Below are 17305 nucleotides of genomic sequence, written 5' to 3' on the forward strand. Positions count from 1 at the left end.
AAAGGGAACGGCAGCAGCATATCACGAGTTTACCGGACATCACACGGGGGGCTGATGTCCGGTTGCATGCGTTAACGCAGGAGCAGGTAAATACTCTCGTTACCGCGCACTACCTGCAGAGCAATGATCGACGGTTTCGTTTCCAGCACTTTACGCATTTCGGCGATCGAGTTTACACGATCGCGGTTAACGCCAATGATAACGTCATCTTTATGCAGACCGGCCTGCGCGGCTGGGCTGCTTTTTTCAACGTTATCAATTTTGATGCCTTTGGTGCCGTCTTTAAGCTGACCGTCACTGAGCGTAGCCCCTTGCAACGCAGGAGCAATCATCTCCGCGCTGGCGGACGATGATGTACTGGTATCCAGGGTTACTTCAACCTCCAGCGGTTTACCGTTACGCAGTAGGCCCAGTTTGACTTTGGTCCCTGGTTCGGTTGTCGCTATGCGTGAACGCAGTTCGGCGAAGCTGTTGAGCGGTTTGCCGTTGAGGCTGGTAATGACATCACCAGACTTCACACCTGCTTTTGCGGAGCCTGAGTTAGGCAGAACCTCGCTGACAAACGCGCCGCGCTGCACGTCCAGTTTGAACGCTTTGGCGATATCGGCAGTCATTTCGGTGCCTTTAATTCCCAGCAGACCACGTTTGATTTCACCAAACTGCATCAGTTGCTGCGCCAGCGTGCGTGCCATATTGCTCGGGATCGCAAAACCAATACCGATGCTACCGCCGCCGGGGGCCAGAATCGCGGTGTTAATGCCAATCAGCTCACCATTGAGGTTAAGCAACGCGCCGCCGGAGTTACCCCGGTTGATGGAGGCGTCGGTCTGAATAAAGTTTTCCAGACCTTCCAGGTTCAACCCGCTGCGACCTAAAGCCGATACGATGCCGGAGGTGGCCGTTTGCCCCAAACCAAACGGGTTACCCACGGCCACCGCGAAATCACCGACGCGGAGTTTGTCGGAGTCGGCAATGGCAATTTGCGTCAGGTTGCTGGGGTGTTGAATTTGCAGCAGAGCGATATCGCTCTGGTCGTCGCTGCCGATAAGCTTAGCGTCGAACTCACGGCCATCATTAAGCTGAACGCTGATTTTTTGCGCCTGATTGATGACGTGATTATTGGTCAGGACGTAGCCTTTGGCGGCATCAATGATGACCCCGGAACCCAGCCCTTCAAAAGGTTGTGCAGGTTGATCGGGAAGTTCATCACCAAAAAACTTTTTGAACTCTTCCGGGACTTTCTGCCCCTGAGCGGCGGTGCCTTCGACCCTTACGCTCACCACGGCAGGTAACACTTTCTCCAGCATCGGTGCGAGGCTGGGGAGCGCAGCCTGACCGGGAACCTGGCCGGGAATCGACGCTACGGCTGGGAATGGCGCCGAGAGAGTTAACCCGACACTTAACGCTAATGCACTCAACAGCTGGGTGTGTTTTTTCATGGATCCTGCTCTCGTACCTTGAGTAAACGGAAGATGATTCAAAACAGTTTGATGTTATTGAATTTTCGGTTTGGTCACAATGAGGCTAACGACTAAATAATAGCTGGGACAGGAAGAGAAGCGGAGGGCGCAATTGCTGCGCCCAATAAATTTCTTAACGATGTGCAGTTAGTCGCGCTTTGCGCCACTACGCAGCAGGCCAGATGCGCCTTCAGAATAGTCACGCGGCATCTGAACCGGCGCCTGATCGTTACCCGCTTCGGATTCTGCCAGACGATTACGGAACGGATTATTTTCCGGTGACATACCCGGCAGCAGGTTGCTGGAGCTTTTCGCCATATGCTGATAGATCTGACGATAATCGTCCGCCATGTTATCCAGCAGTTCAGCGCTGCGGGCAAAGTGGCTCACCAGCTCTTCGCGGTACTCTTCCAGCTCAGCTTTATTTTTTTCCAGTTCGTACTGCAATGCCTGCTGTTGGCGTAATTTACGATTACCAAAACGCATGGCTACAGCACCAATAATGATACCGACGACTAACCCAATTAGCGCATATTCCCAGGTCATGAACATCTCCCGTTGTCTTGTGTTTCCGTAGGGTGTTGGCTTTAGGCTCCATGCCTGCGCCTGATTATGCCACTATAACCGCTAATCCCGTAGAAGTGGAATCCCGTGTTTATATCACGTAATGTAGAACGGCCTTTTTTTCGTCAACCGTGAGCGACGGCACATCGATTCTCAAGGAATAACAATAACATCATGCAAAGCCTTTCCCCGACATCGCGTTACCAGCAAGCCCTCAAAGACGGCAGTCATCAGCCCGACAACGTACAACAAGAAGCAGTGAATCGACTGGAAACAATTTTCCAGGCGCTTTCGACGCCAGCACGTCCTGCGCCGCAGGAGAGCGGACTGATGGCGCGTTTTGGCAAATTGCTGGGAAAGCGTGAGTCACCGACCAACGCGCCGGTGCGTGGTCTGTATATGTGGGGCGGAGTCGGGCGAGGAAAAACGTGGCTGATGGATCTGTTCTACCATAGCCTGCCGGGCGGGCGTAAACAGCGTTTGCACTTTCACCGTTTTATGCTGCGCGTCCATGAAGAGCTTACGGCCCTGCAGGGGCAGAGCGATCCGCTGGAAATCATTGCCGACCGCTTTAAGGCCGAAACGGACGTGCTGTGCTTTGACGAATTTTTTGTTTCTGACATCACCGACGCCATGCTGCTCGGGGGTCTGATGAAGGCGCTGTTTGCCCGTGGTATTACGCTGGTGGCAACCTCCAATATTCCGCCTGATGAGCTGTATCGCAACGGTTTGCAACGCACGCGTTTTCTTCCTGCCATTGATGCCATCAAACAGCATTGTGACATCATGAATGTCGATGCTGGCGTCGATTATCGTCTGCGCACCTTAACGCAGGCGCATTTGTGGTTGTCACCACTGAATGAGGAAACCCGCCAGCAGATGGATAAGCTCTGGCTGGCATTAGCGGGAACGAAAAGTGAACATGCGCCGACGCTGGAGATCAATCATCGTCCGATGCAGACGCTGGCCGTCGAAAACCAAACGCTGGCGGTGTCGTTCACCACGCTCTGTGTCGATGCGCGTAGTCAGCATGACTACATTGCGCTATCGCGTCTTTTTCATACGGTGCTGTTGTCTGATGTGCCGGTCATGACGACGCTGATGGAGAGCGAAGCGCGGCGTTTTATCGCACTGGTGGATGAGTTCTACGAACGCCACGTTAAGCTGGTGGTCAGTGCGGCCTCACCACTTTATGAAATTTATCAGGGCGAGCGTCTGAAGTTTGAATTTCAGCGTTGTTTGTCGCGTTTGCAGGAGATGCAAAGCGAAGAGTATCTGAAGCGGGAACATTTAGCCGGTTAAACCTGCCGCAAATCACATAAAGGGGTCGATCTTTGACCCTGACTTCTCTATAATCTTGCGACCCCACGTTACGAGAGAGTTTTTTTCCCAAAACTTTCTATGCGCCGGCATAGGCTATTCGAAGGGGTAGGTTTGCTGGACAATGTCGTGTGAACCTCAACTGACAAAACGTTTGGGTGTTCACCAACGTGTAACTTATTTATTTGGGTAAGCTTTTAATGAAAACTTTTACAGCTAAACCAGAAACCGTAAAACGCGACTGGTATGTTGTTGACGCGACCGGTAAAACTCTGGGCCGTCTGGCTTCCGAACTGGCTCTGCGCCTGCGCGGTAAGCACAAAGCGGAATATACTCCGCACGTAGATACCGGTGATTACATCATCGTTCTGAACGCTGACAAAGTTGCTGTAACTGGCAACAAGCGTACTGACAAAGTGTACTATCACCACACCGGTCACATCGGCGGTATCAAACAAGCGACCTTTGAAGAGATGATTGCTCGCCGTCCTGAGCGTGTGCTTGAAATCGCGGTTAAAGGCATGCTGCCAAAAGGCCCGCTGGGTCGTGCTATGTTCCGTAAACTGAAAGTTTACGCTGGCAACGAGCACAACCACGCGGCACAGCAACCGCAAGTTCTTGACATCTAATCGGGATTATAGGCAATGGCTGAAAATCAATACTACGGCACTGGTCGCCGCAAAAGTTCCGCAGCTCGCGTTTTCATCAAACCGGGCAGTGGTAAAATCGTAATCAACCAACGTTCTCTGGAACAGTACTTCGGTCGTGAAACTGCCCGCATGGTAGTTCGTCAGCCGCTGGAACTGGTCGACATGGTTGAGAAACTGGATCTGTACATCACTGTTAAAGGTGGTGGTATCTCTGGTCAGGCTGGTGCGATCCGTCACGGTATCACCCGCGCTCTGATGGAGTACGACGAATCCCTGCGTGGCGAACTGCGTAAAGCTGGCTTCGTTACCCGTGATGCTCGTCAGGTTGAACGTAAGAAAGTCGGTCTGCGTAAAGCACGTCGTCGTCCTCAGTTCTCCAAACGTTAATTGTACTCTGCTTCGGCAGACAACAATTTGCGAAAAAACCCGCTTCGGCGGGTTTTTTTATCGTTACTGCTCTCCGTATAACCACGGTAATCCGCTGATTGCCACCTCTTTTTCCCCATTTCAAGAATCGACTCACCACAAAGGTCACAAAATCTGGTAAACTATCATCCAATTTTCTGCCCAAATGTCCGGTATCGTTCATTTTTTGTTTGTATTTTGAACAGTAATGGCTTTCCCGAATATGGGTGACATCACTTCTGGCTGGCCACTTAGTGGCTGGTAGCAGTAAAAATTCTGAATATACCTGGAGGTTTTCATGGCTGTCGCTGCCAACAAACGTTCGGTAATGACGCTGTTTTCTGGTCCTACTGACATCTATAGCCATCAGGTCCGCATTGTGCTGGCTGAGAAAGGTGTTAGTTTCGAGATTGAGCATGTGGAGAAGGACAATCCACCGCAGGATCTGATCGACCTCAACCCGAATCAGAGCGTACCGACACTGGTGGATCGTGAGCTGACCCTGTGGGAATCTCGCATCATTATGGAATACCTGGATGAGCGCTTCCCGCATCCGCCGCTGATGCCGGTTTACCCGGTTGCGCGTGGTGAAAGCCGCCTGTACATGCAGCGTATTGAAAAAGACTGGTACACGCTGATGAACGTCATCGTGAACGGTTCTGCTTCTGAAGCCGAAGTCGCGCGTAAGCGTCTGCGCGAAGAACTGCTGGCAATTGCACCAGTATTTGGCCAGAAACCTTACTTCCTGAGCGATGAGTTCAGCCTGGTAGACTGCTACCTGGCGCCGCTGCTGTGGCGTTTACCGCAGCTGGGCATTGAATTCAACGGTGCAGGTTCGAAAGAACTGAAAGGGTACATGACTCGCGTCTTTGAACGTGATTCTTTCCTGGCTTCTCTGACTGAGCCTGAACGTGAAATGCGTCTGGGCCGGGGTTAACCTGTATGGATTTGCCACAGCTAACACCACGCCGTCCGTATCTGCTGCGCGCATTCTATGAGTGGTTGTTAGACAACCAGCTTACGCCGCACCTGGTGGTGGATGTGACGCTTCAGGACGTGCAGGTTCCTATGGAATATGCGCGTGATGGGCAAATTGTTCTGAATATCGCACCGCGTGCGGTGGGTAACCTGGAACTGGCTAACGATGAAGTGCGCTTTAACGCGCGCTTCGGTGGTGTGCCGCGTCAGGTTTCTGTACCGCTGGCGGCAGTTCTGGCAATTTATGCTCGTGAAAATGGCGCCGGTACTATGTTCGAGCCGGAAGCCGCCTACGACGAAGATGTCGCCAGCTTAAATGATGACGACAACGACGCACCTGGTTTTGAGAGTGAAACGGTCATGTCGGTCATTGATGGCGATAAGCCTGACAATGGCGACGACAACGATCCGGATGACACTCCGCCGCCGCCTCGCGGTGGGCGTCCAGCGCTACGCGTAGTGAAATAAAAAAACAGGCCCTTTGGGGCCTGTTCTGTTTTCTGCCTTCGGGATCAGTAAAACAGCGTGATGGTGGCTATCATATTGACCACAAATCCCACCGCCATCGGGATGGCCGTACGTTTTACCACTTCAAAGGGCGATACGCCCGCAATACCTGAATGTCACCACAATGACCGCTGTAATGGGGGATACCGCCCGGGCCAGCGTAGTAGCAAAATGCATCGGCATAATCATCACTACCGCAGGAATATGTAGTCCGGCTGCTATATCTGGAATCAGGCTGGCAAAAGACATAAACGGCGCGTTACCTGACCCCATGACAATCGCACAGGCGGCAATGACCACGGCCATGATGATCATCACGCCGATACCGCCAAGGCCGGAATGCTCTGCACCTTTTATTACGGCGTCGACAGTCCCGATAGTCGTCAACCCTTTCGCAAAGATCTCACCGGCGACCACCAGCGTGACAACGTTGGCAAACTGGGTTCCCATGCCGTCAAAGAAGGCCTGCACATCATCCATCGTTTCGCGCAGATTATGTTTATGCAGGAACTCGACAAACATCGTCAGCGTCATGCTCATCAGCATGACCACCACCAGATTCAGCTCTGTTTTCATTAACCCCATATGTGCCAGGGCAAGCGAGCCCAACATCAGAAGCAGCGGCATGACGGGTAGAATGGCGTAATAGAGAGGTGGCACGTTTTCCAGCGTCTTTTGTTCAGCGAATCCGTTGCTTTCCGGGAATGCTTTTTTATCAAACTGCCGCTGAACGAAAAAATGTGCAATAGCGACGGCGACGATAACGCACGATGCGACGGGTAATTGATAGTGAAAGAAGTAGGTAGCGATTTTCATGCCCGCCACCTGCGCGGCAAAAATAGAGTTGGTTTCCAGAATGCCCCATTCAATTGACATTGAAGTGGCAATGACCGCCACCGCGGATAAACGGCTCACGCCAAGACTGACCAGCGTCGGGAACAGCGTCACCATCAGCAGCATGCCTAACCCGGAAGCGCTGGTGATGAACTGCGCCATGATCTGACCAATCACATAGGTGGCGGCAAGAACAACATAGGGTGAGCGGATTAGCTTAAGCGGACGGCTTAACAGGCTAACCATCGCTCTGCTGGCCCCCATCCTGTCCATATAACGGGCATAACCACCTACCGCCATGATTGATAACCCTAGTCCGGCCGCCCGATTGGAAAGCATACGCAGAATTTCGTTGTAAATATCGACCAGTAGATAGCCGCTGCTCTTGTCGTTATCGACCAGCGCGCCGTAGCCTAGCCAGACGCCGCAGAGCATCAGGAAGATCCCTGCGGCTGCCAGCACTACCTGCGGTTTGTAGTTTTTGAGGATCAGGTAACCCATCGTTAATAAAACGATGACAGAGATAATGATGCCGAACATTGTTTCACTCCATGCCAGAGAAGAAGATAAATCCGGTAATAACGCTGTTGTCCAAACGGATGTTATATTTTTTCGGGCGATTTTTATGGAGTGAATATCTTATTTTTAATTCGATGTTTAAATTATTTATCGTTATAAAATAGATGGTTATGATAATTTATCACGTTCATATTCATAAATTTCACGAAGCGAATATGATTGTTTTCAATTAAAGATAAGCTGAATGTTTTAGCGTAACAAAATATCCGGATGCGTTAGACCGCCAATAAGCCCGACAGTCTGATTGACCATCATTTCACCCTGCTTTCGATCCTGTGTTAGGATAAACCCGCTGTTATTTGTCACCACGACTTAGCTGAATGGGCCCTATGAACGCATTTGATTCGCAAGCTGAAGACTCTCCATCCACCATTGGCCGTAGCTTACGCAACCGCCCGCTGGCGCGTAAAAAGCTGTCTGAAATGGTTGAAGAAGAACTGGAGCAGATGATTCGTCGTCGGGAATTTGGCGAGGGCGAACAGTTACCGTCTGAGCGGGAACTGATGGCCTTCTTTAACGTGGGCCGTCCTTCTGTACGAGAAGCGCTGGCAGCGTTAAAACGCAAAGGTCTGGTGCAAATCAACAATGGCGAGCGCGCCCGCGTTTCGCGTCCTTCAGCTGATACCATTATCAGCGAGCTGTCCGGTATGGCGAAAGATTTCCTCGCGCATCCCGGCGGCATTGCCCACTTCGAACAGCTGCGACTGTTCTTTGAATCCAGCCTGGTACGATACGCCGCAGAACATGCGACGGATGAGCAAATCGACAGACTGGCGAAAGCACTGGAGATCAACAGCCAGTCACTCGATGACAATACGCTGTTCATTCGCTCGGACGTTGATTTTCACCGCATACTGGCGGAGATCCCGGGCAATCCCATCTTTATGGCTATCCATGTTGCGCTGTTAGACTGGCTGATTGCCGCCCGTCCGACCGTAGCCGACCAAGAGTTGTATGAGCACAATAACGTGAGTTATCAGCAGCATATCGCTATTGTCGACGCGATTCGTCAGCGCGACCCTGAGGAAGCTGACCGCGCACTGCAAGAACATCTCAACAGCGTTTCCGCTACCTGGCACGCCTTCAGCAAAAGTAAAAAAATGCGTAAGTAATCGCGATCCTGACGATCGTTTAGTGAGGCAGATCGCACTATAAGCGTTCTGTATTGTATTGCTGCTTATTTGATCTGGTATAACAGGTATAAAGGTATGTAGTCAGATAACACTAATCATCATCAGAGGTAGCTATGGCAAGAGATTTAAAAGGCGTAATGCCAGCGTTGTTAACCCCATTCGATAGCCAACAGCGACTGGACATTGAGAGCCTGCGCCGCCTGGTGCGTTTCAACATTGGGCAAGGGATCGACGGGCTGTATGTCGGTGGGTCTACGGGTGAGGCATTTGTCCAAAACCGCGTTGAGAGAGAGCAGGTACTGGAAATTGTTGCCGAAGAAGCGAAAGGCAAGGTGACGCTGATCGCTCACGTTGGCACAGTGAGTACCGAAGAGAGCCAACAGCTGGCGAGTGCCGCGCATCGCTACGGCTTTGATGCGGTTTCAGCCGTCACACCGTTTTACTATCCGTTCAGTTTTGAAGAGCACTGCGATCACTACCGCGCAATTATTGATTCCGCTGATGGCTTGCCGATGGTGGTCTATAACATCCCGGCGCTGAGCGGCGTAAAACTGACGCTGGATCAGATCAACACGCTGGTGACGTTGCCGGGCGTTGGCGCGCTGAAGCAAACCTCAGGCGATCTCTATCAGATGGAACAGATCCGCCGCGCTCACCCCGATCTGGTGCTTTATAACGGTTATGACGAGATCTTCGCTTCTGGTCTGCTGGCGGGCGCTGATGGCGGTATCGGTAGCACTTACAACATTATGGGATGGCGTTATCAGGGAATTGTGAAAGCGCTCAAAGAAGGCGACATCCGGACTGCGCAAAAGCTGCAAACCGAGTGCAATAAGGTTATCGATCTGCTCATTAAGGTTGGCGTGTTCCGCGGCCTGAAGACGGTATTGCACTATATGGACGTGGTTTCTGTTCCGCTGTGCCGTAAACCATTTGCCCCGGTAGATGAACAATATCTGCCGGAACTGAAAACGCTGGCCCAGCAATTAATGCTGGAACGCGGCTGATCGGACGCCGGATAGCACAATGCTTATCCGGCCTGCAAAAACAAGACTCGTAGGCCGGATAAGGCGAATCCGCCATCCGGCACCACAACGAAAATAAAGATCGTCGGGAGAGTAAAATGAGTACTTCTACCCAGAGCATCCCGTGGTATCGCCATCTCAATCGGGCGCAATGGCGGGCATTTTCCGCCGCCTGGCTGGGATATTTGCTTGATGGTTTTGATTTTGTATTAATCGCCCTTGTGCTGACGGAAGTACAAGGCGAATTCGGACTGACGACGGTGCAGGCGGCCAGTCTGATCTCGGCCGCTTTTATCTCCCGCTGGTTTGGTGGGTTAATGCTGGGCGCGATGGGCGACCGTTATGGACGCCGTCTGGCGATGGTCACCAGTATCATTCTGTTCTCTGTGGGGACGCTGGCCTGCGGCTTCGCGCCGGGCTACACCACCATGTTTATCGCCCGCCTGGTTATCGGTATGGGGATGGCTGGTGAGTACGGCTCCAGCGCAACTTATGTTATTGAAAGCTGGCCCAGGCACCTGCGAAACAAAGCCAGCGGCTTCCTGATTTCCGGCTTCTCTGTAGGCGCAGTGATCGCCGCCCAGGTCTACAGCCTGGTGGTCCCGGTCTGGGGATGGCGCGCGCTGTTCTTCATCGGCATTTTGCCGATTATCTTCGCCCTCTGGCTGCGTAAAAATATTCCGGAGGCGGAAGACTGGAAAGAGAAACACGAAGGCAAAGCGCCGGTACGCACGATGGTGGACATTCTCTACCGGGGCGAACATCGGGTTATCAATATTGTGATGACTCTTGCCGCCGCAACCGCGCTGTGGTTCTGCTTTGCAGGCAACCTGCAAAATGCGGCTATCGTGGCGGTCCTTGGCCTGATATGCGCGTTTATCTTCATTAGTTTTATGGTGCAAAGCAGCGGGAAACGCTGGCCGACGGGCGTCATGCTGATGGTGGTTGTGCTGTTTGCCTTCCTTTACTCATGGCCGATTCAGGCGCTGCTGCCAACCTATCTGAAAACCGAATTGCTGTATGACCCTTCCACTGTCGCCAGGGTGCTCTTCTTCAGCGGCTTTGGCGCGGCGGTCGGTTGTTGCGTCGGTGGTTTTCTTGGCGACTGGCTGGGCACGCGTAAGGCCTATGTCTGCAGTCTGCTGGCTTCGCAGTTGCTGATTATTCCAGTGTTTGCGATTGGCGGCTCAAACGTCTGGGTACTGGGTTTACTGCTGTTTTTCCAGCAAATGCTCGGTCAGGGGATCTCCGGGATCTTACCCAAACTGATTGGCGGCTATTTCGATACCGACCAGCGTGCGGCGGGTCTGGGCTTCACCTACAACGTGGGTGCACTGGGTGGGGCGCTGGCACCGATCATCGGTGCGCTGATTGCCCAACGACTGGATCTGGGCACCGCGTTGGGATCGCTCTCTTTCGGCCTGACATTTGTGGTGATCCTGCTGATTGGTCTCGATATGCCGTCTCGCGTACAGCGCTGGCTGCGGCCTGAAGCATTGCGTACGCATGATGCCATTGATGGCAAACCGTTTAGCGGGGCCGTGCCGTTCGGCGGCGACAAAAGCACCATGGTGAAATCCAAAAGTTAATCCGTTTGCCCGGTCCTGCGCCGGGCAATAGTCATAAGGGAATAAGCATGTCGTTACTTGAACAACTGGATATCAAGATTGCCGCGAACGGCGGGCTGATTGTCTCCTGCCAGCCTGTTCCTGACAGCCCGTTAGATAAACCGGAAATTGTTGCGGCGATGGCGCTGGCCGCAGAACAGGCTGGCGCGGTGGCGTTACGCATTGAAGGGGTGGAAAACCTGAAAGCGACCAGGGTGGTAGTTTCGGTGCCGATTATCGGCATTCTCAAACGTGACCTTGATGACTTTCCGGTCCGCATCACCGCATATCTGGAGGATGTTGATGCGCTGGCGCAGGCAGGCGCTGACATCATCGCCATCGACGGTACCGATCGCGTACGTCCGGTACCTGTAGAAACCTTACTGGCACGTATTCATCATCACCAACGCCTTGCGATGGCTGACTGTTCGTCCATGGCGGATGGCATGGCCTGCCAGAAACTCGGTGCCGAAATCATTGGCACTACCCTTTCTGGTTATACCACGCCAGAAACGCCCGAAGAGCCGGATCTGGCTCTGGTGAACTCTTTAAGCGACGCGGGTTGTCGGGTGATTGCTGAAGGACGTTACAACACGCCAGCGCAGGCCGCTGAGGCGATGCGTCATGGCGCTTGGGCGGTGACAGTCGGCTCAGCCATTACCCGGCTGGAGCACATTTGCCAGTGGTACAACACAGCGCTTAAAAAGGCGGTGCTATGACCACGCTGTCGATTGATATTGGCGGCACCAAACTGGCTGTCGCACTGGTAGACAGCAGCCTGCAAATTCAAGAGCGTCATGAATTGCCGACGCCCGCCAGCAAAACACCGGATGCTCTGCGTGCTGCGTTACAAGCACTGGTTGCGCCGCTACAGGGGCAGGCAACGCGGGTGGCGATCGCCTCAACGGGGATTATCCGCGACGGTTCTCTACTGGCGCTGAACCCGCACAACCTCGGCGGGCTGCTGCATTTTCCTCTGGTGCAAACGCTAAAAGATCTCACCGCTTTGCCGACGCTGGCAGTCAATGACGCGCAGGCCGCGGCGTGGGCTGAGTATCATGCGCTTGGCGGAGAGTATCGCGATATGGTGTTTATCACCGTCTCCACCGGTGTAGGCGGCGGGGTGGTAAGTGATGGGAAGTTGCTGACCGGGATTGGCGGTCTGGCCGGGCACCTGGGACATACGCTGGCTGATCCGCATGGGCCGGTGTGCGGTTGCGGGCGTGTGGGTTGTGTCGAGGCGATCGCTTCCGGTCGTGGGATCGCGACGGCTGCCGAAGGCACGCTTGCTGGATGCGACGCCAAAACCATTTTTAGCCGCGCCGGGCAGGGTGATGAGCAGGCCAGTCGGTTGATCCATCGTTCGGCACGTACTTTGGCAAGGCTTGTCGCCGATGTGAAGGCCACGATCGATTGCCAGATTGTGGTGATTGGCGGCAGCGTGGGGCTGGCAGAAGGGTATCTGGCGCTGGTGGAGAACTATCTGGCACAAGAGCCTTCGGCTTACCACGTAGAGTTACGGGCGGCGCATTACCGTCATGACGCTGGATTACTGGGGGCCGCGCTGTTGGCCCAGGGAGATTGATTATGATGTCAGATGAGTTGCGTTCATTGCCTTCTGCCGGATTACATCCGGTCTTGCAGCAGGCGTTAACGCTGGCTGTTGCGGCGAATCCGCAGGAGAAAACGCCAGGGCGCTACGAGTTGCAGGGCGATAATATTTTTATGAATGTTATGCAATTTGCAACGCAGAGCCCGGAGCAAAAGAAAGCGGAACTGCACAGGGAGTACATTGATATTCAGGTGCTGTTATCTGGTGAAGAACGCATTCTGTTCGGGATGGCTGATTCTGCTCGTCAGTGCGAAGAGATGCACGTTGAGGATGATTATCAGCTGTGTAGCCAGATTGCCGATGAGCAGGCGATGGTACTGAAGCCGGGAAGATTTGTGATTTTTATGCCGGGCGAGCCGCATAAGCCGGGCTGCGTGGTACAGGCTCCGATGGACATCAAAAAGGTGGTGATCAAGGTGCGCGCCAGTTTATTACACACCTGACGATGAGAGTGACGGTGTCGGATGGCAAGGCTTGCGCCATCCGACACCGGATATTACAACCTAGCGCTTAAACGTCACCGCTTCCGGCTGCGTCAGATGCAGCGTCGTTTGGCTCGGCACAGTCTCGGCAATGATTCGCCCGTGACGAATGGAATAACGTGCAGGCGTCTGGCGACGAACCGCGTCAAACCCATTCTCTGCCGGTAAAATCACCAGGTTCGCGGATTTCCCCACGCTCAGACCGTAGTCCTGCAGGTGCAGGGTTTTCGCGCTGTGGGTGGTGATCAGATTCAGGCCATCGTTAATTTGTCCGTATCCCATTAGCTGGCACACATGTAACCCCATATGCAGTACTTGCAGCATATTCGCGGTGCCTAGCGGATACCACGGATCGAAGACATCATCATGGCCGAAGCAGACGTTGATCTCTGCCTCCAGCATCTCTTTGACGCGTGTAACGCCGCGGCGTTTAGGATACGTGTCAAAGCGCCCTTGCAGGTGAATATTCACCAGTGGATTCGCGACAAAGTTAATGCCGGACATTTTCAACAGGCGGAAAAGACGGGAAGCATACGCGCCGTTATAGGAGTGCATTGCCGTAGTATGGCTGGCGGTCACGCGCTCGCCCATATTGTCGCGATGGGCCAGCGCCGCGACGGTTTCAACAAAGCGTGATTGCTCATCGTCAATTTCGTCACAGTGCACGTCGATAAGTCTGTCGTATTTTTGCGCGAGGGCGAAAATTTTGTGCAACGACTCCACGCCATATTCACGCGTAAATTCAAAGTGGGGGATAGCGCCAATGACGTCGGCCCCCAAACGCACGGCTTCCTCTAATAACGCTTCACCGTTGGGATAAGAAAGAATGCCCTCTTGCGGGAACGCGACAATCTGTAGCTCTACCCACGGAGCGACTTCTTGCTTCACCTCCAGCATGGCTTTCAGCGCGGTCAGCGTTGGGTCGGAAACGTCAACGTGAGTGCGGACATACTGGATGCCGTTGGCCATCTGCCACTTAAGAGTCTGCATGGCGCGCGCTTTCACGTCATCGTGAGTGAGCATTGCCTTACGTTCGGCCCAGCGCTCAATGCCTTCAAATAACGTACCAGACTGGTTCCAGCTCGGCTCCCCCGCGGTTTGCGTGGTATCCAGGTGGATATGTGGCTCTACGAACGGTGGGATTGCCAGGCCACCTTCGGCATCAAGCACTTCCCCCTGCGGCAACGTAGCGGCGTCCTGAGCCTCAATTCGGCTGAAGCGTCCGTTTTCAACCGTGAGCTGCCACAATCCTTCGCGTCCCTGTAAACGCGCCTGACGAATGGTGATGTTATTATTCTGCATGGCTGACCTCTGGTGATTTAGCAAGGCTGCGATTGAAAAGTGGGTTCAGCAGGATATAGCTGAATACGCCGCCGAGTACGGCGTTGACGGGTACAATACCGGGAATATAGTGACCGGCGGCAATGCCCAGTGCAACGGACAGGATAGCTATCCAGTTTACGGAAATAAATTGTGCTTTGCTGAAGTCGGCATATCGGCGATGGTTCAGCAGATAGTCGGCGATAATCACTCCACCAATTGGAGGAATCGCTGCCGACAAAAATGTCAGCCAACCGACAAAGTTATTGTAAAGCCACAGCGCGCACAGTGTGCCGATAATACCGTTAGCCACCGACAACGAACGGCTGGAAAGGCCGGTAATATTGGCAAATCCCAAACCTGAAGCGTAGAGCGCATTGTCGTTGGTGGTCCAGATATTCAGGCCGAGCACCACAATCGCGGGCAGCAGCAGGCCCTGAGCAATCATCACGTCAGAGATGTCCGCCTGTCCAACAGCGGCGGCACCCGCAGCGCCGAAGATAAACATCAACGAGTTGCCAAGGAAAAATGCCACCATGGCAATCAGTACCGCACCTTTGGCGTTGCGGCCAAAGCGGACAAAGTCGGCGGTTAACGTGCCTGCGCTGATAAATGAGCCGACCACCAGCGCCAGTGCGGTGGAGAAATTCAGCGGTGTCTGCGGCACTATCGCTTTTAAATGGTCTAAACCGCCAACATCGCTCACCGCCAGCCAGACGGAGTAGCTGCCAAGAACGACGATGGCTGGTACGGCGATGATAGATAAAACGGTCAGCGCCGAGATGCCAAAAAAGATAGTCAGGGTCATCAACAGACCGGAAACCGCAATCAGAATATTGACGTCAATCCCCGTCGCTTTGCCAACCGGGATAGCAAACATGGCCACACCAACGCCAAACCAGCCTACCTGTGTACCGCCTAAGAGCAGTGAGGGAAGCCATGAACCTTTCAAACCAAATGAGTAACGTGCCAGAAGGTGGGTTGAGAGCCCTGTTTTTGCGCCGATAAAACCGAGAAATGCAGTGTAAATACCGAGGAGAAGATTACCGAAGAGAACTGCCAGGAAGAAATCATTATAGGAAAGACCGGTACCGAGTGTGCCACCGGTCCACATACTGGCGGAAAAAAATGTGAGTCCCAACATGACAAACGTTAGTGGAATCACGCCCTTCCGCGCCGCCAGAGGGACGGGGCCCTGGCTATAATTGTTGTCCTGCGACACAACGCCTCCATGAATTTTGCCCAAAAAATCCGCCGCATAATATACAGTTCTCAGAATAAAGCAAACGTTTCCGTATGTTTTTTTAGTTCTCTTTCACGGTGTTGATAGAGGGGAGGGGGCAGGGGTATTGCGAGGAATCTGGCATCTCATCAGCGTTTGAAGATGAGATGCCAGAGGACGCTTACTTACACTTCCAGGTAGTTCAGGATACCGTCTGCCGCTTTACGACCTTCGGCAATCGCGGTGACTACAAGATCCGAACCACGCACGATGTCGCCACCAGCGAAGATTTTTGGGTTGCTGGTCTGGAAGGCGTTATCGCTGCGTTCCGGAGCAATAATACGGCCCTGAGAATCCAGCTCGACGCTGTGCTCTTTCAGCCACTCCATACTGTGCGGGCGGAAGCCAAACGCCAGTACCACCGCATCAGCTGGAACAACGTGCTCGGAACCGGCGACGATCTCCGCGCGGCGACGCCCCTTCGCATCCGGTTCGCCCATTTCGGTGCGCGCCATTTTCACGCCGCACACTTTACCGTTGGCATTCACTTCCACGCCTAAAGGCTGGACGTTGAACTGGAACTCGACGCCTTCTTCACGCGCGTTTTTCACCTCGCGTTTGGAACCCGGCATGTTCTCTTCGTCGCGGCGATAGGCGCAGATTACGTGTGCCGCGTTCTGGCGAACCGAGGTCCGCACGCAGTCCATCGCGGTATCGCCACCGCCGAGAACAACGACGCGTTTGCCTTCCATACTGATGTACGGCTCGTCACTGCTTTCGCCAAATCCCATCAACTGTTTGGTATTGGCGATCAGGAACGGCAGGGCATCAAATACGCCGGGAGCGTCTTCGTTTTCCAGCCCACCGCGCATCGACTGATAGGTACCTACGCCAAGGAACATGGCATCGTAATCCTTCAGCAGATCGTTGAGCTGCACGTCGCGGCCCACTTCCACGTTTAGTTTGAACTCAATGCCCATACCGGTGAAGATTTCACGGCGACGGGTCATGACCTCTTTCTCCAGCTTGAATGCCGGGATCCCGAAGGTCAGCAGACCGCCGATTTCCGGGTGGCGGTCAAATACCACCGCCTTCACGCCGTTGCGGGTCAGCACATCAGCACAGGCCAGGCCCGCCGGACCTGCACCGATGATCGCCACGCGCTTGTCCGTCTGGCGAACGCCAGTCATATCCGGACGCCAGCCCATCTCGAACGCTTTATCGTTGATATAGCGCTCGATGTTGCCGATAGTCACCGCACCGAACTCATCGTTTAGCGTGCAGGATCCTTCACAAAGACGATCCTGCGGGCACACTCGGCCACAGACTTCCGGCAGAGTGTTAGTCTGGTGCGACAGTTCTGCCGCTTCAAAAATACGTCCCTCATTCGCCAGCTTAAGCCAGTTCGGAATGTAGTTATGTACCGGGCACTTCCACTCGCAGTACGGGTTGCCGCAGGAAAGACAGCGATCAGCCTGTGCTTTGGCCTGGCCTTCGGAAAACGGCTCGTAGATCTCGATAAATTCGATCTTACGGATCTTCAGCGGTTTCTTCGGTGGATCAACGCGCTGCAGGTCGATAAATTGGTATACGTTCTGACTCATTGC

The 17305-nt window shown here is 53.5% G+C and carries 16 protein-coding genes and 1 pseudogene; 11 read left to right on the forward strand and 6 right to left on the reverse strand.

Translation table 11 applies throughout. The annotated features are described in order from the left end of the window. Positions 1-71: 71 nt before the first annotated feature. Together degQ and zapG are read right to left on the reverse strand one after the other, a co-directional pair. A complete protein-coding gene (gene degQ, locus FDW87_RS05045) occupies positions 72-1439 on the reverse strand; it encodes a serine endoprotease DegQ (RefSeq protein WP_049268664.1) in 1368 nt (455 codons plus the stop codon). 168 nt (positions 1440-1607) lie between these two features. Then, entirely contained in the window at positions 1608-2006 is a 399-nt protein-coding gene (zapG, locus tag FDW87_RS05050) for a Z-ring associated protein ZapG (protein ID WP_003025147.1), read from the reverse strand. 192 nt (positions 2007-2198) lie between these two features. On the opposite strand from zapG, the gene zapE reads away from it, so the two are divergent. The 5 genes from zapE to sspB all read left to right on the forward strand — a co-directional run bounded on the left by zapE (position 2199) and on the right by sspB (position 5845). Continuing rightward, positions 2199-3326 carry a cell division protein ZapE gene (zapE, locus tag FDW87_RS05055; protein WP_049268666.1) on the forward strand — a complete coding sequence of 376 codons (1128 nt, stop codon included), beginning with the start codon at positions 2199-2201 and terminating at the stop codon, positions 3324-3326. 218 nt (positions 3327-3544) lie between these two features. After that, positions 3545-3973: a 50S ribosomal protein L13 gene (gene rplM / locus FDW87_RS05060; protein ID WP_003025141.1), complete on the forward strand. Its 429-nt coding sequence runs from the start codon at positions 3545-3547 to the stop codon at positions 3971-3973. Positions 3974-3988: 15 nt separating this feature from the next. Beyond that, positions 3989-4381, forward strand: coding sequence for a 30S ribosomal protein S9 (rpsI, locus tag FDW87_RS05065; RefSeq protein WP_003025138.1), 393 nt, complete (start codon positions 3989-3991; stop codon positions 4379-4381). Between the two features lie 316 nt (positions 4382-4697). Then, a complete protein-coding gene (gene sspA, locus FDW87_RS05070; protein ID WP_003025132.1) occupies positions 4698-5336 on the forward strand; it encodes a stringent starvation protein SspA in 639 nt (212 codons plus the stop codon). A 5-nt stretch (positions 5337-5341) separates the two neighbouring features. Next, positions 5342-5845, forward strand: a complete 504-nt coding sequence (gene sspB / locus FDW87_RS05075) for a ClpXP protease specificity-enhancing factor (RefSeq protein WP_016154706.1) — start codon at positions 5342-5344, stop codon at positions 5843-5845. A gap of 44 nt (positions 5846-5889) precedes the next feature. Here the strand turns inward: sspB and dcuC are convergent. Beyond that, positions 5890-7258: pseudogene (gene dcuC / locus FDW87_RS05080) on the reverse strand (anaerobic C4-dicarboxylate transporter DcuC). Between the two features lie 359 nt (positions 7259-7617). Here dcuC and nanR point away from each other — a divergent pair. From nanR to nanQ, 6 genes are all read left to right on the forward strand, one after another. Beyond that, positions 7618-8409, forward strand: coding sequence for a transcriptional regulator NanR (gene nanR / locus FDW87_RS05085; protein ID WP_094169259.1), 792 nt, complete (start codon positions 7618-7620; stop codon positions 8407-8409). Between the two features lie 134 nt (positions 8410-8543). Further along, complete coding sequence (gene nanA, locus FDW87_RS05090; RefSeq protein WP_137379506.1) at positions 8544-9437, forward strand: N-acetylneuraminate lyase; 894 nt, start codon at positions 8544-8546, stop codon at positions 9435-9437. A gap of 116 nt (positions 9438-9553) precedes the next feature. Further along, positions 9554-11044, forward strand: coding sequence for a sialic acid transporter NanT (gene nanT / locus FDW87_RS05095; protein ID WP_016154702.1), 1491 nt, complete (start codon positions 9554-9556; stop codon positions 11042-11044). A gap of 47 nt (positions 11045-11091) precedes the next feature. Further along, positions 11092-11781 carry an N-acetylmannosamine-6-phosphate 2-epimerase gene (locus tag FDW87_RS05100; RefSeq protein ID WP_075848826.1) on the forward strand — a complete coding sequence of 230 codons (690 nt, stop codon included), beginning with the start codon at positions 11092-11094 and terminating at the stop codon, positions 11779-11781. Then, on the forward strand, positions 11778-12647 hold the full coding sequence (nanK, locus tag FDW87_RS05105) for an N-acetylmannosamine kinase (RefSeq protein WP_016157579.1): 870 nt from the start codon (positions 11778-11780) through the stop codon (positions 12645-12647). Before FDW87_RS05100 ends, nanK begins: the two co-directional genes overlap by 4 nt. 2 nt (positions 12648-12649) lie before the next feature. Next, complete coding sequence (gene nanQ / locus FDW87_RS05110; RefSeq protein ID WP_047358529.1) at positions 12650-13117, forward strand: N-acetylneuraminate anomerase; 468 nt, start codon at positions 12650-12652, stop codon at positions 13115-13117. A 60-nt stretch (positions 13118-13177) separates the two neighbouring features. Here the strand turns inward: nanQ and FDW87_RS05115 are convergent, their stop codons facing one another. The 3 genes from FDW87_RS05115 to FDW87_RS05125 all read right to left on the reverse strand — a co-directional run bounded on the left by FDW87_RS05115 (position 13178) and on the right by FDW87_RS05125 (position 17302). Further along, positions 13178-14458: a cytosine deaminase gene (locus FDW87_RS05115; RefSeq protein ID WP_075848828.1), complete on the reverse strand. Its 1281-nt coding sequence runs from the start codon at positions 14456-14458 to the stop codon at positions 13178-13180. Next, a complete protein-coding gene (gene codB, locus FDW87_RS05120) occupies positions 14448-15698 on the reverse strand; it encodes a cytosine permease (RefSeq protein ID WP_047358527.1) in 1251 nt (416 codons plus the stop codon). The genes FDW87_RS05115 and codB overlap by 11 nt, the downstream gene beginning before the upstream one ends. A 185-nt stretch (positions 15699-15883) precedes the next feature. Next, positions 15884-17302, reverse strand: coding sequence for a glutamate synthase small subunit (locus tag FDW87_RS05125; RefSeq protein WP_137379507.1), 1419 nt, complete (start codon positions 17300-17302; stop codon positions 15884-15886). Positions 17303-17305: the final 3 nt, after the last annotated feature.

Origin of the sequence: Citrobacter sp. wls826 (genome assembly GCF_005281245.1) — a bacterium.
Taxonomy (GTDB): domain Bacteria; phylum Pseudomonadota; class Gammaproteobacteria; order Enterobacterales; family Enterobacteriaceae; genus Citrobacter; species Citrobacter braakii.